Raw genomic sequence first — 19,069 nt, 5'->3', positions numbered from 1 at the left:
AAATCTATGCTCAACTCTGGAAAGGGGGTGAATCGGCTATGAGGGAAAAGAGCAATTCACTATTTAAACAAAACTCTCAACAACCGCACGTATTTAGAGGAGGAGAAATAAAGGTTATGAAGAAAAAAATAGCAGCATTTGCACTAGCAACAGCTCTAGTGCTTCCATTATCTGTTCCAGCTTTCGCAGCAACACCATCTGATGTAGTGGGTAAACCAGTACAATCAGCGGTTGAAGAATTAACAGCTCTTGGCGTTATTGCAGGATATGAAGATGGTACATTCAAACCTGAAAACACAATTACTCGCGCTGAGCTAGCAAAAATTATCGTTATCGGTTCCGGTAACGAAGGCGCTGCAAACTTGATGCAATCAGTAAAACCAACATTTAAAGATGTTAAAGCAAATGTTTGGTACACTGGTTACATTAATGCAGCTGCTACTAAAGGCTTCATTCAAGGTTACAACGGCAACTTCCGCCCAAGCGACCCAGTTAAATTTGAAGAAGTAGTAGCGGTATTGGTTCGTTCCCTTGGTTACAAAGAGAACAAGTTGTCAGGCGTATGGCCTTATAACGTTCTATTGAAAGCTCAAGACGTTAACTTGTTCAACGGCGTTGATCTGAATGTTGGTGGCAAAGCACTTCGCGGTGTTGTAGCACAACTAACTTCTAACACGCTTAACGCTAAATTGGTTTCGTACAATGTTGACGGCAACGAAGTACTTTCCGGCAGCACATTGATTTCGAAACTGGGTAACACATCTTCAGCGGAACTTCTTGCAGCTTCACTTTCTGACGGTAAAGTTAAACTTCGTTGGACTGAGAAAAACACTGCAGGCGTTGATGAAGTGAAAACTCAATCCATTGCTACAGCTTCTAACTTCATCGTTACTGGCGGCAAAACACTAGTTGATTTGCTTGGTCACAACGTAACAATTGTTAAAAACAAAGCTGGTCAAGTTCTTGCAATTACTGATTCACAAGATTCTGCTGCTACTTTGACAGGTACTTTGGAAGCTGGCCAAGTTGCTGGTTCCGTGAAAATCAAAGTTGGAACAGAAGTTAAAACTAAAACAACTGTAACTAACGCAGTTTACTTCGTAAACGGTGAAGAAGTTGCACTTTCCAATGCAAGCACAGGCGACAATGTAACATTGTACTTGGTTAACGATCAAGTTCGCGTTGCAACTGCTGAAAAATGGTCCATCAAGGACGCTCTTGTAACTTCGGTTGAAGAGAAAAATGCTTACCGTGATGCTCGTGTTAACACGAACCAAATCAGCGCGTTCATTAACGATGCTACATCCGTAACTATCGATGGTAAAGCGGCTAAAGTTGCTGACCTGAAAAAAGACGATGTAATTAGCGCTGTTTCAAAATCCGGTAGCGTAGCTGTTAAAGTTGCTGTAGTTCGTAACACTGCTACAGGTAAACTTGAGCTTGTAGGTAGCTCAAACGGAACTCCTAAATACACAATTGGTGGTAAAGTTTACGAAAAAACTGCAAATGCAGTAGCTGCTGACACTAACACTTTGATCGCTGCAAACATTGGTAAAGAGTTTACTCTTCTACTCAACGCAGACGGCAAAATCGTTAAAGCATCTGCTCCAGAAGCAGCTGTTAACAAACCATACGTTGTAATTCTTGAAGCTAAAGCAGCACAACAGCTTGAAAACGAAGAGTTTGTTACAAAAACAAAAGTAACTTACTTCGACATCAAAGCTAACAAAAACGAAGTGAAATACACTGATGCTGCACTTCTTGCGACTTTCGATGCTCTTGAAAACCATGTAGCTGAATTGGTATTCACTGATTCCAAACTTACTGGTGCTACTGATAAAGTAGGCGTAGCAGGCGCAGGTCTTAATGTTGAGAAAGTAACAACTACTCAAATCGACCTTGCTGGTCCAGTTACTTACCTAATTGATTCCAACACTGTTGTAGTCGATGCTACTAAACTTGGCGGACCTACAACTGAACTTGCTGACAAAAAATTGTCTGTAGGTACACTAGCTCAAGTAACAAAAGCGGATAAAGTTTATGTAAGCACTAATGGTGCTACTGCTGATTACATCGTATTGAAATCTGATACTGATGCAAATGCAGAAACTGGCGCAGCAATCTACGGCTTGTTCGTATCTGCTGACAAACAAAGTGCTACAACAACTACTTCAACTTACAGCATTACATTGAATGTAGCTGGTCAAAGCGTTACTACTCCAGTAGTTGCTGCAGCTTACAACGATATCGTTGGTACTGAGAAAAACGTTGTAGTTGCATTGACTGATGCTGCTAACTCCAGCAAAGAGTATGACACTGCAGCTGTAGTAGGTACTAGCCTAACTTCAGTAACTATTGCTAACAACCAAACTGCTAACACATTTGGTAGCAGCAATGGCAACTACATCATCTCTGGAAAAACTGCTGTTTATGTAATTTCCGCAGATGGTAACACAATCTATGTAGGTAACTACACAGATGTTAAAGAACAAAACGGTGCAGTTCCTAACGCTTCAGTTTCTAGCGTAACTGTAGCTGGAACTGGCAGCAACATCGCTGGCTTCCAAGAAGCGGCTGTAATCGTTGTAAAAAGAAAATAGTAATCATGCTTGCATGATGGAGAAAGGCTGAGGGCTAGTTCCTCAGCCTTTTTTTTGTTCATACATAGTTCATAAATAAAAGATATAGTAGTAGCGATATCATATTTACTTGAAGAAAGGGGATGTGTAATTAATTTTGCTTTATTCGAAACTTCTTGATTATAGTTTGCGTCTAGATAGGTATACCAAAAGATACGGAGTGAAATGAAAATGCAAATGAGTTTTAGAAGAATGCCTATCCTATTACCGTTCTTCCTTACATTAGCGTTACTAGTAAGCGCTATTCCTGTACCGCAGACTGTCGCAGCTGCAGCAAATGTTTTTAAGAAGGTTAGTATTACTAAGGCATCTTACATACAATTAACGGATGCCAACTTAATTCCAAGCGCAAGTGGTGCAACAGCTAGTTTTACTTTTTCCATCTATAATGGTGACAGTAGTGCTATCAATTTAGTTGATTATTGGGCCCGGCTAAAAACCACAGGTGGAACAAAATATACTTTGTCTTTACTGGACGCAGATAAAAAGAAGAAAGTTCTCCCTAAAACTACGACAACCTTAACTTACTACAGTGAAGTCGGTTCGAAGATTACGTTGGATCAGCTTGTCGTTAATCTTATTAAGTTTGATTTTAGTGTGTCTGGTTATGAGAAAACGATTGGACAGTTTACATTTCCAAAAGGGTACTCGAATTTTGTGAAATCAGGCGGCTTTAAGGGTGTATTGGCAAATAACTCAGTAGTTAATTTTAGAATTGATCAAATTAACGTTACCAAATCTGCTAAAAACTACAACTTCAATTTAACGTATGTTGCTCGAAATACAGGGAAGTTTGGCGTTGCATTGCCTCAATATAATTATTATGCCCAAACCGCTAAAGGATTATATAAGTTATCCTTAAGAAATAAAACGGATGAAACATTAACGTTAGAACCTTCTGTACTGAACGCAATTCAATTAACGGGATCTATTCCGCTAACAGTTGCAACAAATGGATGGAAGCTAATAGTCACGAATAATGTCGGTGCAGAAACGAATAAAGTTGAATTGCCAGTAGCCATTTTTGATATCCCTTTTAAAGTGACTACAACGACAGCCATATCGACTAAAACAACTTTTAYGAACGACGATGGCACTTATGAAGTAGAGCTGGGTGCTATTCAAAGATTGCCTTGGAATAATAATGATAATATAATCGCCGATTTAGTCGTAAAAAATAATGGTTCAGTATATTTACCTATACCTGATTTAACAGGATTGCTCATTGTTGATGATAATATTAAGCTGCAAGGCAAAGCAATTAAGAAAGTAGGCGACATTGGTTTAGCACCAGGCGCCTCAACGACGATTAGTTATGTGGGAGCAATCCCTTATAACTACACTTGGAAAAAATTCAAACTAAGTCTTTCTCAGAAAGCTGGAGAAACAGTGACGGAGATTGGTGAACTTACACGATCAACGATCGTACCTGTTAAGAAAGTTGAACTAGGCGCAGTATTTATGCAGCAAAATAATGGAGCTCCTTATCATGCACTTGTAACTGATGTGAAAACATACAGCGGTGAGAAAGCAGATGTGTACGCAGTATATGTTGAAATGACAAATAAGCAAAAAAGAATTGCTTCCCTCCCACTATTAGCTGGTTATTTTAAAACGGCTGACGGTAATCTATACGAAGCAAAATTCACGAGAGCAACAAACACAATAAAGTCAGAGAGCAAGGATCAACTTATCGTTTGGACAGAACTGCCGCAAAACGTTGATCGATCAAACATCCAGCTTTTAGTAGGCGAAGCGTTTGATGATAATGGACTTCTTCAAGGTACAGCAGCAGCGAAAGGCTTCTTGCGTGCAGCACAATTTGTATTGCCTGAAGAGAAAGCCGTTAGTACGAGCTTCAGAGATCTTAAGGTTGGACCATATACTGTAGATATGAATTACTTTAATGTCTGGTTAAATGGGTCGAGATTAGGAATTAAAATTGGTGCTGATGTTCAAAAGGATTTAAATTATGATGGCTATACCCAATCAAAATTTGTATTCGAACTTGAGTATGAAGCGACGAAACAAGTGATCTATTCACAAATAATAGATTTAGAAGCCAAAGCGGAAAATAGTTTGAAATGGAAGATTGGTAGCAATTATAACGATCTATATAAAGAAATGGGAGAAACATTACTTTGGGATGCATATCAATTAAATGTTTACGAAGAGTTTAATGGAAATCGCAAAAAGCTAGCTACTATGCCAATAACATTTTCACCTGTTACAAACTGGCTTGACGGAACTCACCAATAATTGAGATAAAACTGGTTTCTCCTACTTCAATCTAGTATCCTATTAGGAGACACTTGAAAGAGAGAGGAGAGTTACTAGTGAAAAAGAATGTAGCACGTGGAATTGTAGCAGCTGTATTGGTAGGAGCTGGAGTGTGGGTCGGCGTGAATTTTGCTTCGCCTCTTGAAGCAGAATCCAATGCGCTCACTCCAGGCTCAGCGGAGGACCCAGTTGTCACAAAGAGCTATGTAGATGCATTGCTTGGTAATAATAACGGAGGCTCGACGGGAGGCGGAACAACGCCTGCTGTCGATTCCCAGCTAGAAGTCGTAACAGTACCTGCTGGAAAGACATTAATGGCTGGTCAAGGCACAGAAGTCATTGTGCGCGTTGGGAAAGCGATAGCGTATAGCTCTGATGCAAGCGGTATAGCAGATTTGACAGGCGGTACAGATCTAACAAAAGGCAAAGCGGTTCCAACTAACCACTTGCTGCTCTTTCCTCGCGCGGGACGGGGCATATTGCCAGACCCGAATCAAAAAAATGGTCTGACCGTATTGGTTAAAGGCAGCTATACGTTGCAATAATATGGATGATTAGACTACATTTTACCCGAACTGACAATAGATTATACGCTTCAAAACATGGAGTTGGCACACAATAGGATTGTGTTCATATTCATTTGGAGGTGTTATTCATGAGTCGTTCGAATAAAGTAGTTGTTCCAACAAGCAAAGCTGCATTAAACCAATTAAAATATGAAATTGCCGCAGAATTTGGGTTAACCTCGGGAGCCTACGCAGGTACCGGAGCTGATACAGAATTTGCTGGAGAACTGGGAGCCCAAGCGGGCACTGGCGGCGGACATAGCGTACATTGGTCTGCTCTATCTACTCGTCAAGCAGGTTCTGTCGGAGGCGAGATTACAAAACGGTTGATCGCCCAAGCTGAATCTGTATTAAATGGATACCAATAACTGGTTAAATATGTGGCGTCCATTGACACAAAGCGACATTTTCGGTATCATACTGTTTTAGAAGAGTTGTCAAACAACCTTTTCCTTCGGGAAAAGGTTCATTTTTTGTGTAGAATGTCCGCACTTATTTCATACTAAGGTTTTAGGAGGTTGATACGAATGTCGGTTAAAGGACGCCACTTGTTCACATCGGAATCCGTTACTGAAGGCCACCCGGATAAGATCTGTGACCAGATCTCCGATGCTGTTTTGGATGCATTCCTTGAAGCAGATCCTCATGCACGTGTTGCATGTGAGGTTTCAGTAGCAACAGGACTTGTTTTAGTTATTGGTGAAATTAGCAGCCGCGCGGATTATGTTGATATTTCAGCTATTGCACGCCGCACAATCAAAGAAATTGGCTATACACGTGCCAAATACGGCTTTGACTCCAGCACATGTGCAGTATTGACATCGCTTAACGAGCAGTCTGCTGACATCGCGCAAGGTGTTAACGCAGCGCTTGAGACTCGTGATGGCAAAGACATGAAGCAAGAAAACGAAGATATCGGTGCAGGCGACCAAGGACTTATGTTTGGTTTTGCAACTAATGAAACACCTGAGCTTATGCCGCTTCCAATCGCGCTTTCACATCGTATTGCTCGTCGCTTGTCAGAAGTTCGTAAAAACGAGACGCTTGCATATCTTCGTCCAGATGGTAAAACGCAAGTTACGATTGAATATGCCGATGGTAAGCCATTGCGTGTAGATACGATCGTTGTTTCTACGCAGCATGCGGAAGAAATTACGTTGGAGCAAATCCAACAGGATATTCTTGAGCATGTCATTAAACCGGTCGTTCCAGTTGAATGGCTTGATGCAGAAACCAAATATTTCATTAACCCGACTGGCCGTTTCGTTATTGGCGGACCACAAGGCGATGCTGGTCTAACTGGCCGTAAGATCATCGTTGACACGTATGGCGGTTATGCTCGTCATGGCGGCGGCGCGTTCTCCGGCAAGGATCCTACAAAGGTTGACCGTTCAGCGGCTTACGCGGCGCGTTATGTAGCTAAAAACATCGTTGCTGCCGGTCTTGCTGACAAATGTGAAATCCAATTGGCTTATGCCATTGGTGTTGCTCAACCGGTATCCATCAATGTGGACACGTACGGCACAGGAAAAATCGGCGAAGACAAGCTTGTAGACTTGATTACAAGCAATTTTGACCTTCGTCCTGCAGGCATTATCAAAATGCTTGACCTTCGTCGTCCAATTTACAGACAAACTGCTGCTTACGGACATTTTGGCCGTACGGATATCGATCTCCCTTGGGAGCGCGTAGACAAAGCAGAGAAGCTTAAAGCAGACGCTGGCGTTCAAAGCGGCGTATAAGCAGGATTATCATTATATTGCCTTCACAGTCGTTAGGAGCCGTTTACAAAGTAGCTAGTCTGCTTTGTAAACGGCTTTTTTATTTTCATGCGGTACAAAAAGTAGTTTAACCTAAATTTTTCATGTGAAGTAACCGACAAATAAGGTACGAGTGTAATTTTTTGAGGAGTGAATTGAAATGAATCGAACGAGCAAGCTTTCATCATTTATTGTCATTATGCTGCTGCTCCAACTAAGTCTAGCAGGCTGGGGTTCAGCACCGCAGCAAGTATCCGCCGCGACAACTGGTCCGGCCGTTATAAGCCTCAGCCCGGCAGATGATTTAATTAATGTATCCATCTCAGGCGACCTTAAGATGACTTTTGATGAAAATGTCAGTAAAGGCTCAGGCTCAACGGCTATTTCTATTTATGATTATGCAACGAGCAATCTAGTGGAGAGCATACCATTATCCTCAAACCGCATATCAATTGATTCATCTCAACGTGTCGTCACTATAGACCCAACTAATCATTTTGCCTTAAATACGAATTACTATATCTTGGTTGACGCAGGAGCATTCGTAAATCAATCGAATGGCGCAGGCTTCGCAGGAATCATTAGCGCGAGCAGCTGGAACTTTAGAACCGTTGCGGCTGTTGATACGACAAGGCCTAATCATACGGGGCTCGTTCCAACGGGAACTTCGGCAGCCATTACTACACCGATTATCATCACATTCGATGAATCCATCTATGTATCAAGCGGGAGTGTATTGATCAACTCGGCGGAAGACAATCGAACGATTGCCGTTACTTCCAACGCAGTAAGAGGTAGCGGGACCAATCAGATCGTGATACAGCCTCCTTCAGCGCTACAACCGAACACTACATATACGATTGTGGTTCCAAACACGGCTTTCCAAGATGCGGCCGGCAATCTTTACAATGGTGCTTCATGGAACTTTACGACAGCTGCAGCACCAGTGAATGTCGCAGCGCCATTCGTGCCTGCTGATAACGCAACTTCAGTGCCTATTCAATCAGCGCTCTCGATAACATTCGATAAAAACGTGCAAGCTCGCGCAAATAAATATGTCGAAATCCGTCGAATTAGCAATAATACGACATTCGAGCGCTTTAGCGCGCTTTCTTCCAGAGTCGTGGTTGTGAACAATACAGTTAAAATTACTCCAAGCACTAATCTGGAAGCCAATACGGCTTATTATGTATTAATTGATGCAGGTGCCTTCACCCAGACAGATCCAAGCGGCGACCAATGGTACCACGGCATTTCAGGAGCGTCTGTGTGGAACTTCAGTACCGATCCAGGCAATGAGACTACGCCGCCTTCCGCAACGGTCGTAGCGCCTGCATCAGGCAGCTCAATTACAAGTCTCAACTCTTTGTTGCAGATTACGTTTAACGAACCGGTATTTCCGAGCAGCGGTAACATTGAAATCCGAGATTCGTCAACGGGCAGCCTGTTCCGATCAATTCCAATCACATCTGAACGCGTGACTGGTGGCGGCACTTATCAGTTAACGATTGATGCGAATAAGGCGATTCCCGGTGAAGCAGAAAAAGCATTTGTGAATAATACGAAGTATTATGTTACAATCGGCAATCGTGCCATAAGGGATGCCGCAGGCAATCATTATATCGGCATAGACTCTTCAAATAGTTGGACATTCACTGTATCTCAGGATACGACCAGACCGACACTCTCTTTACTGAATCCGCTTAACAACGCGGTTTCTGTTGGTCTGAATCAAGTGTTTACCGCGACTTTCAGCGAATCGATCAAGAAGGGCGCAACGGGTGCGATTACTTTTAATCCAGTAGGGAACAACGCACTTCCAACGATTCCAGCATCTTATTACGTTGACGCTACTTATTCGAATACATTGATCATTACGCCAACGCAGGCATTAAGCGCCAACACCAGTTATTATGTAACCATCGATGCCAGTGCAGTTACAGATCTGGCAGGTAATACATTCGCCGGTATTCTGAATGAGTATCAATGGACATTCCATACCTTTGGCTCTGATACGACAGCGCCTCTGCTGGGAAAGCTTGAGTGGAGCGGATCTACCATTACGATGAGCTATAACGAGGACCTGAATCCTTACCTAGCTCCATCAACGGGCAGCTTCTATGTGACGGTTAACGGAGCACCGCGTTCGGTTATTGGGGTACAGGTGAGGGGGGAAGCCGTATATTTGTCTTTATCCAACCCCGTGGTTGCTGGACAAGTAGTTAAACTTTCCTACTCTAAAGCACCTGTAGGACTCATTCAGGATCTTTCAGGAAACGAAGCCTTGAGTGTAGCTAATCAGGATGTGTCAGGGGCCAAGGATACGAATCCTCCTGTCCTGGTGAGCGGCAGCGCATCGGGAACAGCATTGACGCTTTCCTTTGATAAGGAGCTAGCGAGCGTAAACAGTTATGCTTACTTGCAATTCTCGGTAAATGTAGGCGGAGTCAAATATAATGCAACCTCGATATCAAGCAAAGGCAGCAACATTCTGCTGACTATTAACGGCACCATTCAAAACTATCAAACCGTGTATGTGTCGTATACGCCTGGTTCATACCCTGTAAGGGATATGGCTGGGAACTATTTGGCTGCCATACAGAGCTATAGCATCTACAGTGTACCGGATACGGGGCTGCCGACTTTGCAGTCGGTAAGTTTCAATGGTTCTATCGTGACATTAAAATACAATAAAGCTCTAAATACACAAAGCGTTCCTTCAGTCGGACAATTTGGTGTTTTGGTTGACAACATCGCACGATCCGTCCTACAAGTAAGGATTTCAGGTGATTCGGTATTATTGACCTTATCGTCAGCTGTAAATGCAGGGCAAATTATTTCTGTATCTTATCTTGCTTCTGTAAATTTGATTGCGGATTTGGCAGGAAATGCAGCTTCATCATTTAATAACGCGCTGTCAGGGGGCTCTTCAGGCGGCGGGCAGAACGGTAACATATACGGCGTAATAGCCAAAGGTACGACGCTGACCATAAACTTTGCAGAGTCGCTAAACAGCAGCTATGTGCCGTCTACTGTTCAATTTCTTGTAAGAGGTAACGATGTATCGAAAACAATAACAAGAGTAGATATTAGTGGGTCATCCGTTATTTTAACAATGTCCTCCTCATTCTTGGTAGGGGAAGCAGTTAATGTTACTTACTATGCGACTTCTTCGGGTTTACGTGCGAATAGCGGCGCGGCTATCAATAGCTTCACGAATATTAGTGCAGCCAATCAAACGACTGTATTAGACGGTTTATCCGGAGACTATGAGTCATCTGACGGTGGGGGAGTTGGCTTGAAAACGACAGCAGCTTCTATGACATCGGATGTTTCACCAGCGGGAGTACAAGCGAACCGTTATACAGTATCCGGTGAGAAATTGCTTACAGCGTTCCAGACGGCCCGAACAGCGGGATTGGCAGTACCGCGAGTAGCATTCAAGGTTCCGGCTTCTGAGCGTGCAGCTATTGTTGCTGTGCCAATTAGCGGCTTGGACACTGCTTATCGTCTTAATGCGAATTCCGTTTTCGCTGTACAATTCGGAGATACTACTTATGAGCTAAAACTTAATGGAACCGATTTTTCCACAATTAATACATTGTTAAGCGGCAGTAGTGCAAATGGATATTTGTTAGTTCGAATTGATCAAGGCTTATCTACATTAACTGGAAATATAAGTTCCAAAATCAATAGTTCGAACACTACGCTGATATCAGGTCCTTATCATTATGACGTTACCGCAATAAGCGGCTCGGTGCAGAAGAGCGTTAATGACTTTAATGGGTACGTTACGCGTACCATTCAAACGTATCAAAATATCGAATCTGGTAAAACGGCGGTCGTCTGGTTCGATCCGGTTACGGGCGGGATATCCTATGTACCTACGGTTCTAACGACGAATGCCGGTCTGACTACAGCCTCGTTCAAGCGCAAAGGCAACAGCGCTTATGCGCTTGTATCGAACGCTGCTAGCTTCTCGGACCTGTCCAAGCACTGGGCAGCAAGCTCTATTTATATCATGTCGCGCAAATTCATTGTCGAAGGTCGCTCAGCCACGAAGTTTGAGCCAGGCAAAAACATTACTCGTGGCGAATTCGCCACGTATATCGCGAAGGGCCTCGGTCTCAGCGGCAACCGCTCTGCAGCAGGCAAGTTCAAGGATGTAAACACCAATACCGTCATGGGTGCTTACATTGGTGCCGCATCGGCTGCAGGCATTATAGCAGGCAATACAGATGGCACTTTCAAGCCAAACAGTCCGATCACGCGCCAAGAAATGGCGGTAATGATGATCAGAGCAGCTAAAGTAGCTGGTCTTACCGTACAGCTTCCACAATCCAGCGCCTCGTATTTGCAAAAGTTTTCAGATCGCGGCAAGGTAGGCGCGTGGGCGAAGGAAGACGTTGCGAAGTCGATCCACCTTGGTATTATTGGTGGAAAAACAGCAACAACGATAAGCCCGCAAACAAATGCAACACGGGCAGAGGGTACCATAATGATTATGCGTCTTCTTCAGAAAGTGAATTTTTTGACTCCATAACAAAGCGAGGAAGCTCCATTCATCGATCGGATGAATGGAGCTTTTTTGTATCTTTTTTACATAGCATATATCTATCAGTCAAGAAAAAGCGATAGCAGTCTTCTATCAGACGTAACTTTTCTATCATTCTTGTAGTCTATAACTATTAGATTAATGGATGGGAGAGTTGCAAATCTAATGGTTAAGGCTCAAAAGAACAAAGAACGGCAGTCAGAAGGATTGGGGAAACGGATTATTATCGTTATGTTAGGCGGAGCGCTGCTGGTGCAGCCAATTGCTTCATTACTGCCAAGAGGCTGGCAAAAGTCCGTAATAGCAACTACATCGGCTGCAGCCAGCGATCCAATACTTAAATTGTCACAGCAATCGTTTGTTACGGCAGGAGCCAAACGTTTAGACTACGTATTCCATACAACACGAGGCAGCTCCAAGGTTCAAACCGACGTGCATGTCATTGAAATCGATCTATCGAATCCGTACGTATCCTTAAATGCGATAAGCGGAAAAAACAATAGCATTGGACAAGTCAATACGATACTCAATATGGCAAAGGAAAACGGAGCGGTCGCAGCCATCAATGCGGATGTATTCGTCATGGGCAATGAAGGCGCGCCGATGGGAGGCCAAATCGCAAGCGGCATGTTTATGTCAAGCCCATCCAAGCTGAAGGGGATGTACGCGTTCTCGGTATCAAAGGAACGGAAGCCGATGATCGACAACTATTCCTTCGAAGGCATGGTTACGGCGGCGGATGGCTCTACCTTCCTGCTGGAGGGGGTAAACCAGTCAGCGTATGTTCCTGAGACATCAGGCTCGAGCTACAGCCATGTGAATAAGATGTATATCTATACGAGTGCATGGGGAGGAACCGAGCGCCCCAAAAATTCGGGCTCTACGCCGACGGAAGTCCTGGTACGCAACGGAATAATTGAAGAGATATCCATTGACGCAGCAATCGCAGGCAAAGCGCCTGAAGACGGCTACATCCTTCGCACGCACGGCACTGCCGCGACTTACGTGAAGGAGCATTTGCAAATCGGTCAACCGATTAAAGCAGATTACTCACTCGTATCCCAGACAACGGGAGCGAAGGCGGATCCGGCCTCTTTTGAGATGATGGCAGGCGGCCATACGCTTCTCGTTAATGCAGGTGCAGCAGCACCATTCTCACGTGATATTACAGGCGTTAGCGGATCGTCATATACTTCCAGATCAGGCGTTGGCTACTCAAAGGATGGATCTAAAGTATATCTGATCACCAGCGAGCGTTTTAACGGCAATACCGGATTAAGCTTAAAGGAGCTTCAGCAAGTCATGCTGCAGCTGGGTGTTTTTAAAGGGGTCAATCTGGACGGCGGCGGCTCAACGACGATGATTGAACGGCCGCTAGGCAATTATGCCTTACAGCTTGCCCATTCTACGCAATACGGTTCCACGCAAAGAAGTGTCGCTAACGGAATTGGCGTCTTTACTTCTGCTCCAAAAGGCACACTAAAAGGGATAAATGTCAGCGGCGCAGACGTGATGCTTATAGGTCAAAAGTCGTCTTATTCGCTGAAGGGATATGATACTTATTACAATCCGTATGATGTAGACAATTCATCGGCGGTATGGACTTCTGATAAGGCCGTCGGCACTTTCAATGGCAACGAGTTTACGGCTGCGAAAGCGGGCAAGGCGACACTTAGCGTGAGGGCCGGTGCGATTACAACTAAGCAGGAAATTGAAGTGATTGGTCAGGAACAAATCGCATCTCTCTCCATTGACACAACGGCAGGCGTATTGGCAAAAGGAGCGACCATTACAGCTCCGCTGACCATTAAGCTGAAAAACGGAAGTACGCATAAGCTCAGCGCTGACTCCGTGAAATGGGAGTTTATTGGATTTACCGCAGCGGTTGCTGGAGACAACATAACCGTACAATCGGTAAATGCCGGAACAACAACCGGTTATGCAATTGCCCGCTATGACGGGTATCCGGCTATGATTCCGTTTACGCAAGGGGAAGCGGTAAGCACCTTCGAGGATTTCGAAAAAACGGTATATCCGATCACGTCCCAAGTCACTCCTGTGGATACGACGGTAGGCGGCGTGAAGCTTGTCTCCGACTTCGCAGGACAAACCTCGGCCAAAGCTTTGCGAGTGGATTACGATTTCACGAATGGCTCGGGAACGAAAGCATCGTACGCTGTTTTTAATACTAATGGCCGTGCAATAGAGGGCTCGCCTACCTCCATGACAGTCGATCTTTTCGGTGACAACAGCCTGAACTGGGTGCGCGCAGAATTCATTGATGCAGATGGAAAAGCACATCTACTAGACTTAGCCAAGCAGCTGGACTTCACGGGATGGAAAAACGTTAAGGTGAATTTATCATCGGCCGGAATGAAATTTCCCGTAAAGCTTAAGCGAATTTATGTGGTTACCATTGCGGAAGGCCAAGATGAGCGGCTGCCGGTAGGTTCAATTGGACTAGATAATATGAAGCTCCAATATCCGCCTTCAGTAACGGTTGATACGAAGACAAAGGTCGAAATGACTGTAGGCAATACGACGGCTGCTGTTAATGGCAAAACGTTGAAGCTGGACTCTGCACCGCTCGTGCTTAACGGGATTACTTATGTGCCTGTTCGATTTGTGTCAGACGCTATGGGCTCCCAGCTTCTGTTCAACGGACAAACGGGTCAGGTAACGGTGCTTCGCGGCAATAAACTGATGGAGATGACACTAGGTAAAAAGGATCTCATTCTAAATGGCATGAAGCAAACCTCAGAGGTGACGCCAATTGTTCGGAATAATCGCACCTTGATACCGGTACGCCTATTTTCGGAAAAACTAGGTCTAAAGGTGGGCTATGACGGGAAAACGAAAAAGATTACCATCGATTAACGATGGACGAAAGATATCCCATCTGTGGTATGATAGAGTAGATTAACCTTTAATACAGAAAGGTTGCCGATCTACAGTGGACCACCTTACAGGCGATATAAATCGAGTCATTAAAAATGCAATCGAAGTCATGGAAGACAGCAAATATCAAATTTATGAAATATGTGAATCGGCGCGCACGGAATTAGAATCGCTGGAGCAGGAGCTTGAAATCGTGCTTCAAGAAACAGTGAAGACGATCGATAAGGTTGATCAGCTCGAGCAAGACTATCGCCGTGCGCGGATAAGGCTGACGGAGGTCAGCCGCGATTTTGTACGCTACAAGGAAGATGACATTAAGTCAGCCTATGAGAAGGCAACGCAAATTCAGCTTGATCTGATGGTATACCGCGAGAAGGAATCGTATCTGAAGGCAAGGCGGGATGATTTGCAGAAGCGAGTTCGCAATGTAGAAAACTCCATTGAGCGCGCAGAAACGATTGCATCGCAAATAAATGTCGTGCTTGAGTATTTAGCGGGAGATTTGAACCAGGTTACCCGAATCATCGAGTCAGCCAAAACCAGGCAGCTGCTAGGGTTGAAGATCATATTGGCCCAAGAGGAAGAGCGCAAACGCATTGCTAGAGAGATTCATGATGGACCAGCTCAATCACTCGCCAATATCGTGCTTCGAACAGAAATTGCAGAACGAATGCTTATCAAGCAGGAATTTGTGATGGTGCAGGAAGAATTAGTAGATTTGAAAGGACAGGTTCGCTCCGGGCTGGAGGAAATTCGCAAAATCATTTTCAATTTGCGTCCGATGGCTTTGGATGATCTGGGACTTGTTCCGACGCTGCGAAAGTTTACACAGGATTTTGAAGAGAAAACGAAAATACATACCGTATTCGAGTTGATTGGCAAAGACGCTCGAATGCCCTCCGCAATGGAAGCAGCGATATACCGATTGGTACAAGAAGCTTTCACGAATGCGTTGAAGCACGCTAGCGCTTCTCACATTAAGCTCGAGATTAACTATCAGCCACAGCATATTTCGCTCATTATACAAGACAACGGCGTTGGGTTTCACAGTGAGTTAATCGAGCAGGACGCCACCCGAAACGCACATTTTGGATTGGTTGGAATGAGAGAGCGGATTGAGCTGATTGAGGGAAGGATGGATATAGACTCAAATCCTGGTAGAGGGACGAAGATTGTAATAGATATACCTACTACTGCCGAATCTAGAAAGGAGTAAGATGTTGATGATCCAGAGACCTGCAAGCAGTATGAATACTATCAAAATTTTACTTGCGGATGACCACCAGCTATTTCGCGAAGGACTTAAACGAATTCTAAATATGGAAGACGATCTTGAAGTTATCGGCGAGTGCGGGGACGGCATTCAAGTTATGGAGTTTTGCAATCATACGATTCCTGAGATTGTTTTGATGGATATCAATATGCCAATCGAGAACGGAGTCGTGACGACTGAGCGATTGAAGAGCTTGTTTCCCGATGTAAAGGTTATTATTCTATCTATTCACGATGATGAGAGCTATGTGTTTGAAACGCTTCGAAAAGGGGCTACCGGCTATTTGTTAAAGGATATGGAGGCAGAATCGCTTATTAACGCTATTCGCTCCGTCGTTCAAGGCCATGCCTATATCCATCCTAAAGTAACGGGCAAGCTTATTAACCAGCTTCGCCGCATGACTTACTTGGACGAGATGGGAATCGTTTCAGGCGCAGCAGCAGCCCAAGAGCCGGGCGTGAAATTCGTTGCTGGCGATGAGAGCCCGTTAACACGCCGAGAGGCAGAGGTACTAAGGTTAATGGCGGAAGGCAAAAGCAACAAGCTAATCGGCGAATTTTTGTTTATCAGCGAGAAAACAGTCAAAAACCATGTGAGCAGCATTTTGCAAAAGATGGAAGTTGATGATCGCACGCAAGCCGTTATTCAGTCGATTAAATATGGGTGGGTTACGTTGTAGCTTTAATCGCAATTAGATTTACATGTAGAGAAAACCCCCGCAATCTTCTCGATTGCGGGGGTTTCTGTGTCTAATGAGCTGACAGCAAGATAGGTTACGAATAAGCGTTATTTACTTTGCTTTTGTTTGCGTATGGAGATGAATCCAGCTGTCAATGCAAATGCGCCGATAAGATAATACGGAATTGGACTAGTGTCGCCTGTCTTCGGTAACGTATCAAGCGGAACTTGTTCATCATTCACATCAACAATAGTATCGGTAGCGGAGTCAACTTCCTGACCATCGTCCACTCCACCAACTGGCGGCTCGTCATCTTCGATTTCGATAATATCCGTTTCCTCAGGCGTTGGAGATACCGTCGGTGTTGTCGTTGAAGAAGGCGTTACGGTCGGAGTAGTCTCAGGTGTCGAGAATGGTGTCGGCGAAGTATCTGGAGTCGCTGAAGCTGTAGGCGTTGGTGTTATAGTAGGCGTAGGAGTAGGAGACGTCGACGGTGTTGGTGTCGGCGTTGTGCAAACCTCGCCATCGTTTACGAGTGATAGCTCCTTTTCATTGCCCCACGAAATGGTTAGCGTATTCGGATTCGTGCTGGCGGCTTTGAGAAACGTTTCTGGCTGGGACTGAACCGCGTAAGTGGATAGGGTTACCGAGGTGTTGCCTGGAATTTTGCCTTCACCTGTCTGATTCGAGCCGGGAACTTCCCATATGAACGGCACCTCGATATTGCTTTCATTCGTTACGATCCAGCTTCTTGTAGCTTCTGGATCGGCCGAGCAGGCAGTATCTAGCTTCAGCTTCGGCGTATTGATGACTACTTTCAGCGCGCTGGAAGCAGCCGTAACCTCAATTTGCTGGCTCGCGGTCAAATCGGTTGTGAATCCGGTTAACGTTAATTCCTTAAGGACGTAAGATCCAATCGGCAGATCCTTGAACTCCAGTATGCCGCTTGCGTCTGTCGTTCCTGTTCGGAATAGAGAGTCATTGCTCCATAGCTCGAAGGTGATGCCGGCATGAGGCGCACCTTCAATGTTATTGATATGCTTATTGATAATAAGGCTGCCAGCGCAGGTGCTGGAGAGCTTCAGCTTCCAAGCTTTAATCTTGTTGCCGTGTGCGCCTACTCCTAGCTGGGTGAGCAGGTCCCCGCTGTAGATATCAAGCTGGTAAGGCTGGCAAGCGGGTAGATTGACCGTAATGGTATACGTTCCTGCTTTCGGATATATGATGGATTGCCCATCGAAATGGACTTGCTTGTTATAAGGTATAGTTGTTTCACCTGGGCCTGGTTTCCAATCCGCCGGACCAGCATAGGAGGAGAAGCTAACTCGTACGCAATCCTGCGTTGTGGTAAAAGTCGCTGTCGCCGTACCGTTGCCATTGTCAACGATGCTGGCATGGCTGGCGATAATATGCTCTCTATCTGAGGAGTAGGTTTGACAGCTGTTCTCCGTGGAAGGCTCTTCTCCGGAAGGGCTGCCGCTGCTGTCTCCTTCTGCCATGGCAATAGAACCTAGTGCAAGCGAAAAAATCAATAAAAAGGCTAAGCTTAAAGATATTTGTTTTTTAAAATAACGCATGATTCACTCTCCTCTTAGATAAGTGGTAGGGGTCTAAGAGGGCCGGTTACACTACTCGCTCCATATAATCCAAGTGTCCACATACAGACTATACTTCATCGCTTCCCTGGATAATCTAATAAGCGTCAATCACCGCTTCCTTTCCATATTCACGCATATCTTATATATGCAAGTCTACGTAATAAAATGATAACATATATTGTAAATTGCTCAAGGGTGTTTCTTTGTCGGAATTTGACTATTAATAACCGTGAGAGTAGGACTTTTGAGGCGCTGCGCCCATTTTTCAATCTTGTCCTTTTTAGCGGAACCAGTGGGCTCTTCCCGGCATATAGTGTCACCAAGAGGAGGTGGCCGCCATGTTGGAGGTTTTACTTTTGGTCATTGGCTGCTATGCTTTGGGTGCTTTGTCTGTGCATCTGGCTTTTCGCATTTGGCGAGGAAGGCAGCGGGCTAGCAAGCATTTTGTGCTGGTGGCGGGCGTTCGGCAAAATAATATGGAATGGTATATGCGGTCGTTGTTTTCTTTTTCGAGGAGAATGGGCAAGGATGTACGGCTTACCATTGTTGATCAGGGGATAAGCGATGAAACGCTGGCCATTGTCGAGCGCTTCTCCAGAGACGGCAAAGAGGTTCAGGTGCATAGCAAGGCAACGGGCTCAGATAGCGAAAATACAGATCGTAAGCGCTCACAGGCGAAGGATGTCGATGGCACTCAGCTATTGTGGCTGCTGCAAGCCGAAGGCATCGTATCGCAAGCGGATCATGCGGTGTTGATTGATTTGCAGAACCCGGCGGATTTGTCCAAAATGCCATTTTAGGATATAATTTTTGCAAATGAA

At 44.7% G+C, this 19,069-nt stretch carries 11 protein-coding genes and 1 riboswitch; of the genes, 10 read left to right on the top strand and 1 reads right to left on the bottom strand.

Annotated features, from left to right (window positions below; translation table 11 throughout):
- Positions 1-38 precede the first annotated feature (38 nt).
- The 9 genes from AB4Z29_RS22185 (at position 39) to AB4Z29_RS22145 (ending at position 16,650) form a co-directional block, all read left to right on the top strand.
- Complete coding sequence (locus tag AB4Z29_RS22185) at positions 39-2,600, top strand: S-layer homology domain-containing protein (RefSeq protein ID WP_441945173.1); 2,562 nt, start codon at positions 39-41, stop codon at positions 2,598-2,600.
- A gap of 204 nt (positions 2,601-2,804) precedes the next feature.
- Positions 2,805-4,898 (top strand): hypothetical protein, encoded by a 2,094-nt coding sequence (locus AB4Z29_RS22180; protein ID WP_441945172.1) that lies wholly within the window; start codon positions 2,805-2,807, stop codon positions 4,896-4,898.
- A gap of 77 nt (positions 4,899-4,975) precedes the next feature.
- Positions 4,976-5,464 (top strand): hypothetical protein, encoded by a 489-nt coding sequence (locus AB4Z29_RS22175; protein ID WP_441945171.1) that lies wholly within the window; start codon positions 4,976-4,978, stop codon positions 5,462-5,464.
- Positions 5,465-5,574: 110 nt separating this feature from the next.
- Positions 5,575-5,853, top strand: coding sequence for a small, acid-soluble spore protein, alpha/beta type (locus AB4Z29_RS22170; protein ID WP_441945170.1), 279 nt, complete (start codon positions 5,575-5,577; stop codon positions 5,851-5,853).
- 159 nt (positions 5,854-6,012) lie between these two features.
- Positions 6,013-7,227: a methionine adenosyltransferase gene (metK, locus tag AB4Z29_RS22165; RefSeq protein ID WP_441945169.1), complete on the top strand. Its 1,215-nt coding sequence runs from the start codon at positions 6,013-6,015 to the stop codon at positions 7,225-7,227.
- 178 nt (positions 7,228-7,405) lie between these two features.
- Positions 7,406-11,788 (top strand): Ig-like domain-containing protein, encoded by a 4,383-nt coding sequence (locus AB4Z29_RS22160; protein ID WP_441945168.1) that lies wholly within the window; start codon positions 7,406-7,408, stop codon positions 11,786-11,788.
- A gap of 177 nt (positions 11,789-11,965) precedes the next feature.
- A complete protein-coding gene (locus AB4Z29_RS22155; RefSeq protein ID WP_441945167.1) occupies positions 11,966-14,677 on the top strand; it encodes a stalk domain-containing protein in 2,712 nt (903 codons plus the stop codon).
- A 76-nt stretch (positions 14,678-14,753) separates the two neighbouring features.
- Positions 14,754-15,914, top strand: a complete 1,161-nt coding sequence (locus tag AB4Z29_RS22150) for a sensor histidine kinase (protein WP_441945166.1) — start codon at positions 14,754-14,756, stop codon at positions 15,912-15,914.
- A 7-nt stretch (positions 15,915-15,921) separates the two neighbouring features.
- Entirely contained in the window at positions 15,922-16,650 is a 729-nt protein-coding gene (locus tag AB4Z29_RS22145) for a response regulator (protein WP_281379167.1), read from the top strand.
- Between the two features lie 107 nt (positions 16,651-16,757).
- Here AB4Z29_RS22145 and AB4Z29_RS22140 read toward each other — a convergent pair whose 3' ends face one another.
- A complete protein-coding gene (locus tag AB4Z29_RS22140) occupies positions 16,758-18,227 on the bottom strand; it encodes a SpaA isopeptide-forming pilin-related protein (RefSeq protein ID WP_441945165.1) in 1,470 nt (489 codons plus the stop codon).
- 31 nt (positions 18,228-18,258) lie between these two features.
- Positions 18,259-18,342: riboswitch (cyclic di-GMP riboswitch) on the bottom strand.
- A 244-nt stretch (positions 18,343-18,586) separates the two neighbouring features.
- Between AB4Z29_RS22140 and AB4Z29_RS22135 the strand changes: the two genes are divergently transcribed.
- Positions 18,587-19,048 (top strand): hypothetical protein, encoded by a 462-nt coding sequence (locus tag AB4Z29_RS22135; RefSeq protein WP_441945164.1) that lies wholly within the window; start codon positions 18,587-18,589, stop codon positions 19,046-19,048.
- Positions 19,049-19,069 lie beyond the last annotated feature (21 nt).

Origin of the sequence: Paenibacillus sp. 2TAB23 (genome assembly GCF_052115165.1) — a bacterium.
Lineage (GTDB): Bacteria > Bacillota > Bacilli > Paenibacillales > Paenibacillaceae > Pristimantibacillus.
This window is presented reverse-complemented; position numbering and strand designations above follow the sequence as displayed.

Coding starts and splice junctions, on each gene's coding strand:
- AB4Z29_RS22135 (WP_441945164.1), top strand. CDS start 18,587: ATGTTGGAGGTTTTACTTTTGGTCATTGGCTGCTATGCTTTGGGTGCT.
- AB4Z29_RS22155 (WP_441945167.1), top strand. CDS start 11,966: ATGGTTAAGGCTCAAAAGAACAAAGAACGGCAGTCAGAAGGATTGGGG.
- AB4Z29_RS22140 (WP_441945165.1), bottom strand. CDS start 18,227: ATGCGTTATTTTAAAAAACAAATATCTTTAAGCTTAGCCTTTTTATTG.
- AB4Z29_RS22160 (WP_441945168.1), top strand. CDS start 7,406: ATGAATCGAACGAGCAAGCTTTCATCATTTATTGTCATTATGCTGCTG.
- AB4Z29_RS22185 (WP_441945173.1), top strand. CDS start 39: ATGAGGGAAAAGAGCAATTCACTATTTAAACAAAACTCTCAACAACCG.
- metK (WP_441945169.1), top strand. CDS start 6,013: ATGTCGGTTAAAGGACGCCACTTGTTCACATCGGAATCCGTTACTGAA.
- AB4Z29_RS22170 (WP_441945170.1), top strand. CDS start 5,575: ATGAGTCGTTCGAATAAAGTAGTTGTTCCAACAAGCAAAGCTGCATTA.
- AB4Z29_RS22145 (WP_281379167.1), top strand. CDS start 15,922: ATGATCCAGAGACCTGCAAGCAGTATGAATACTATCAAAATTTTACTT.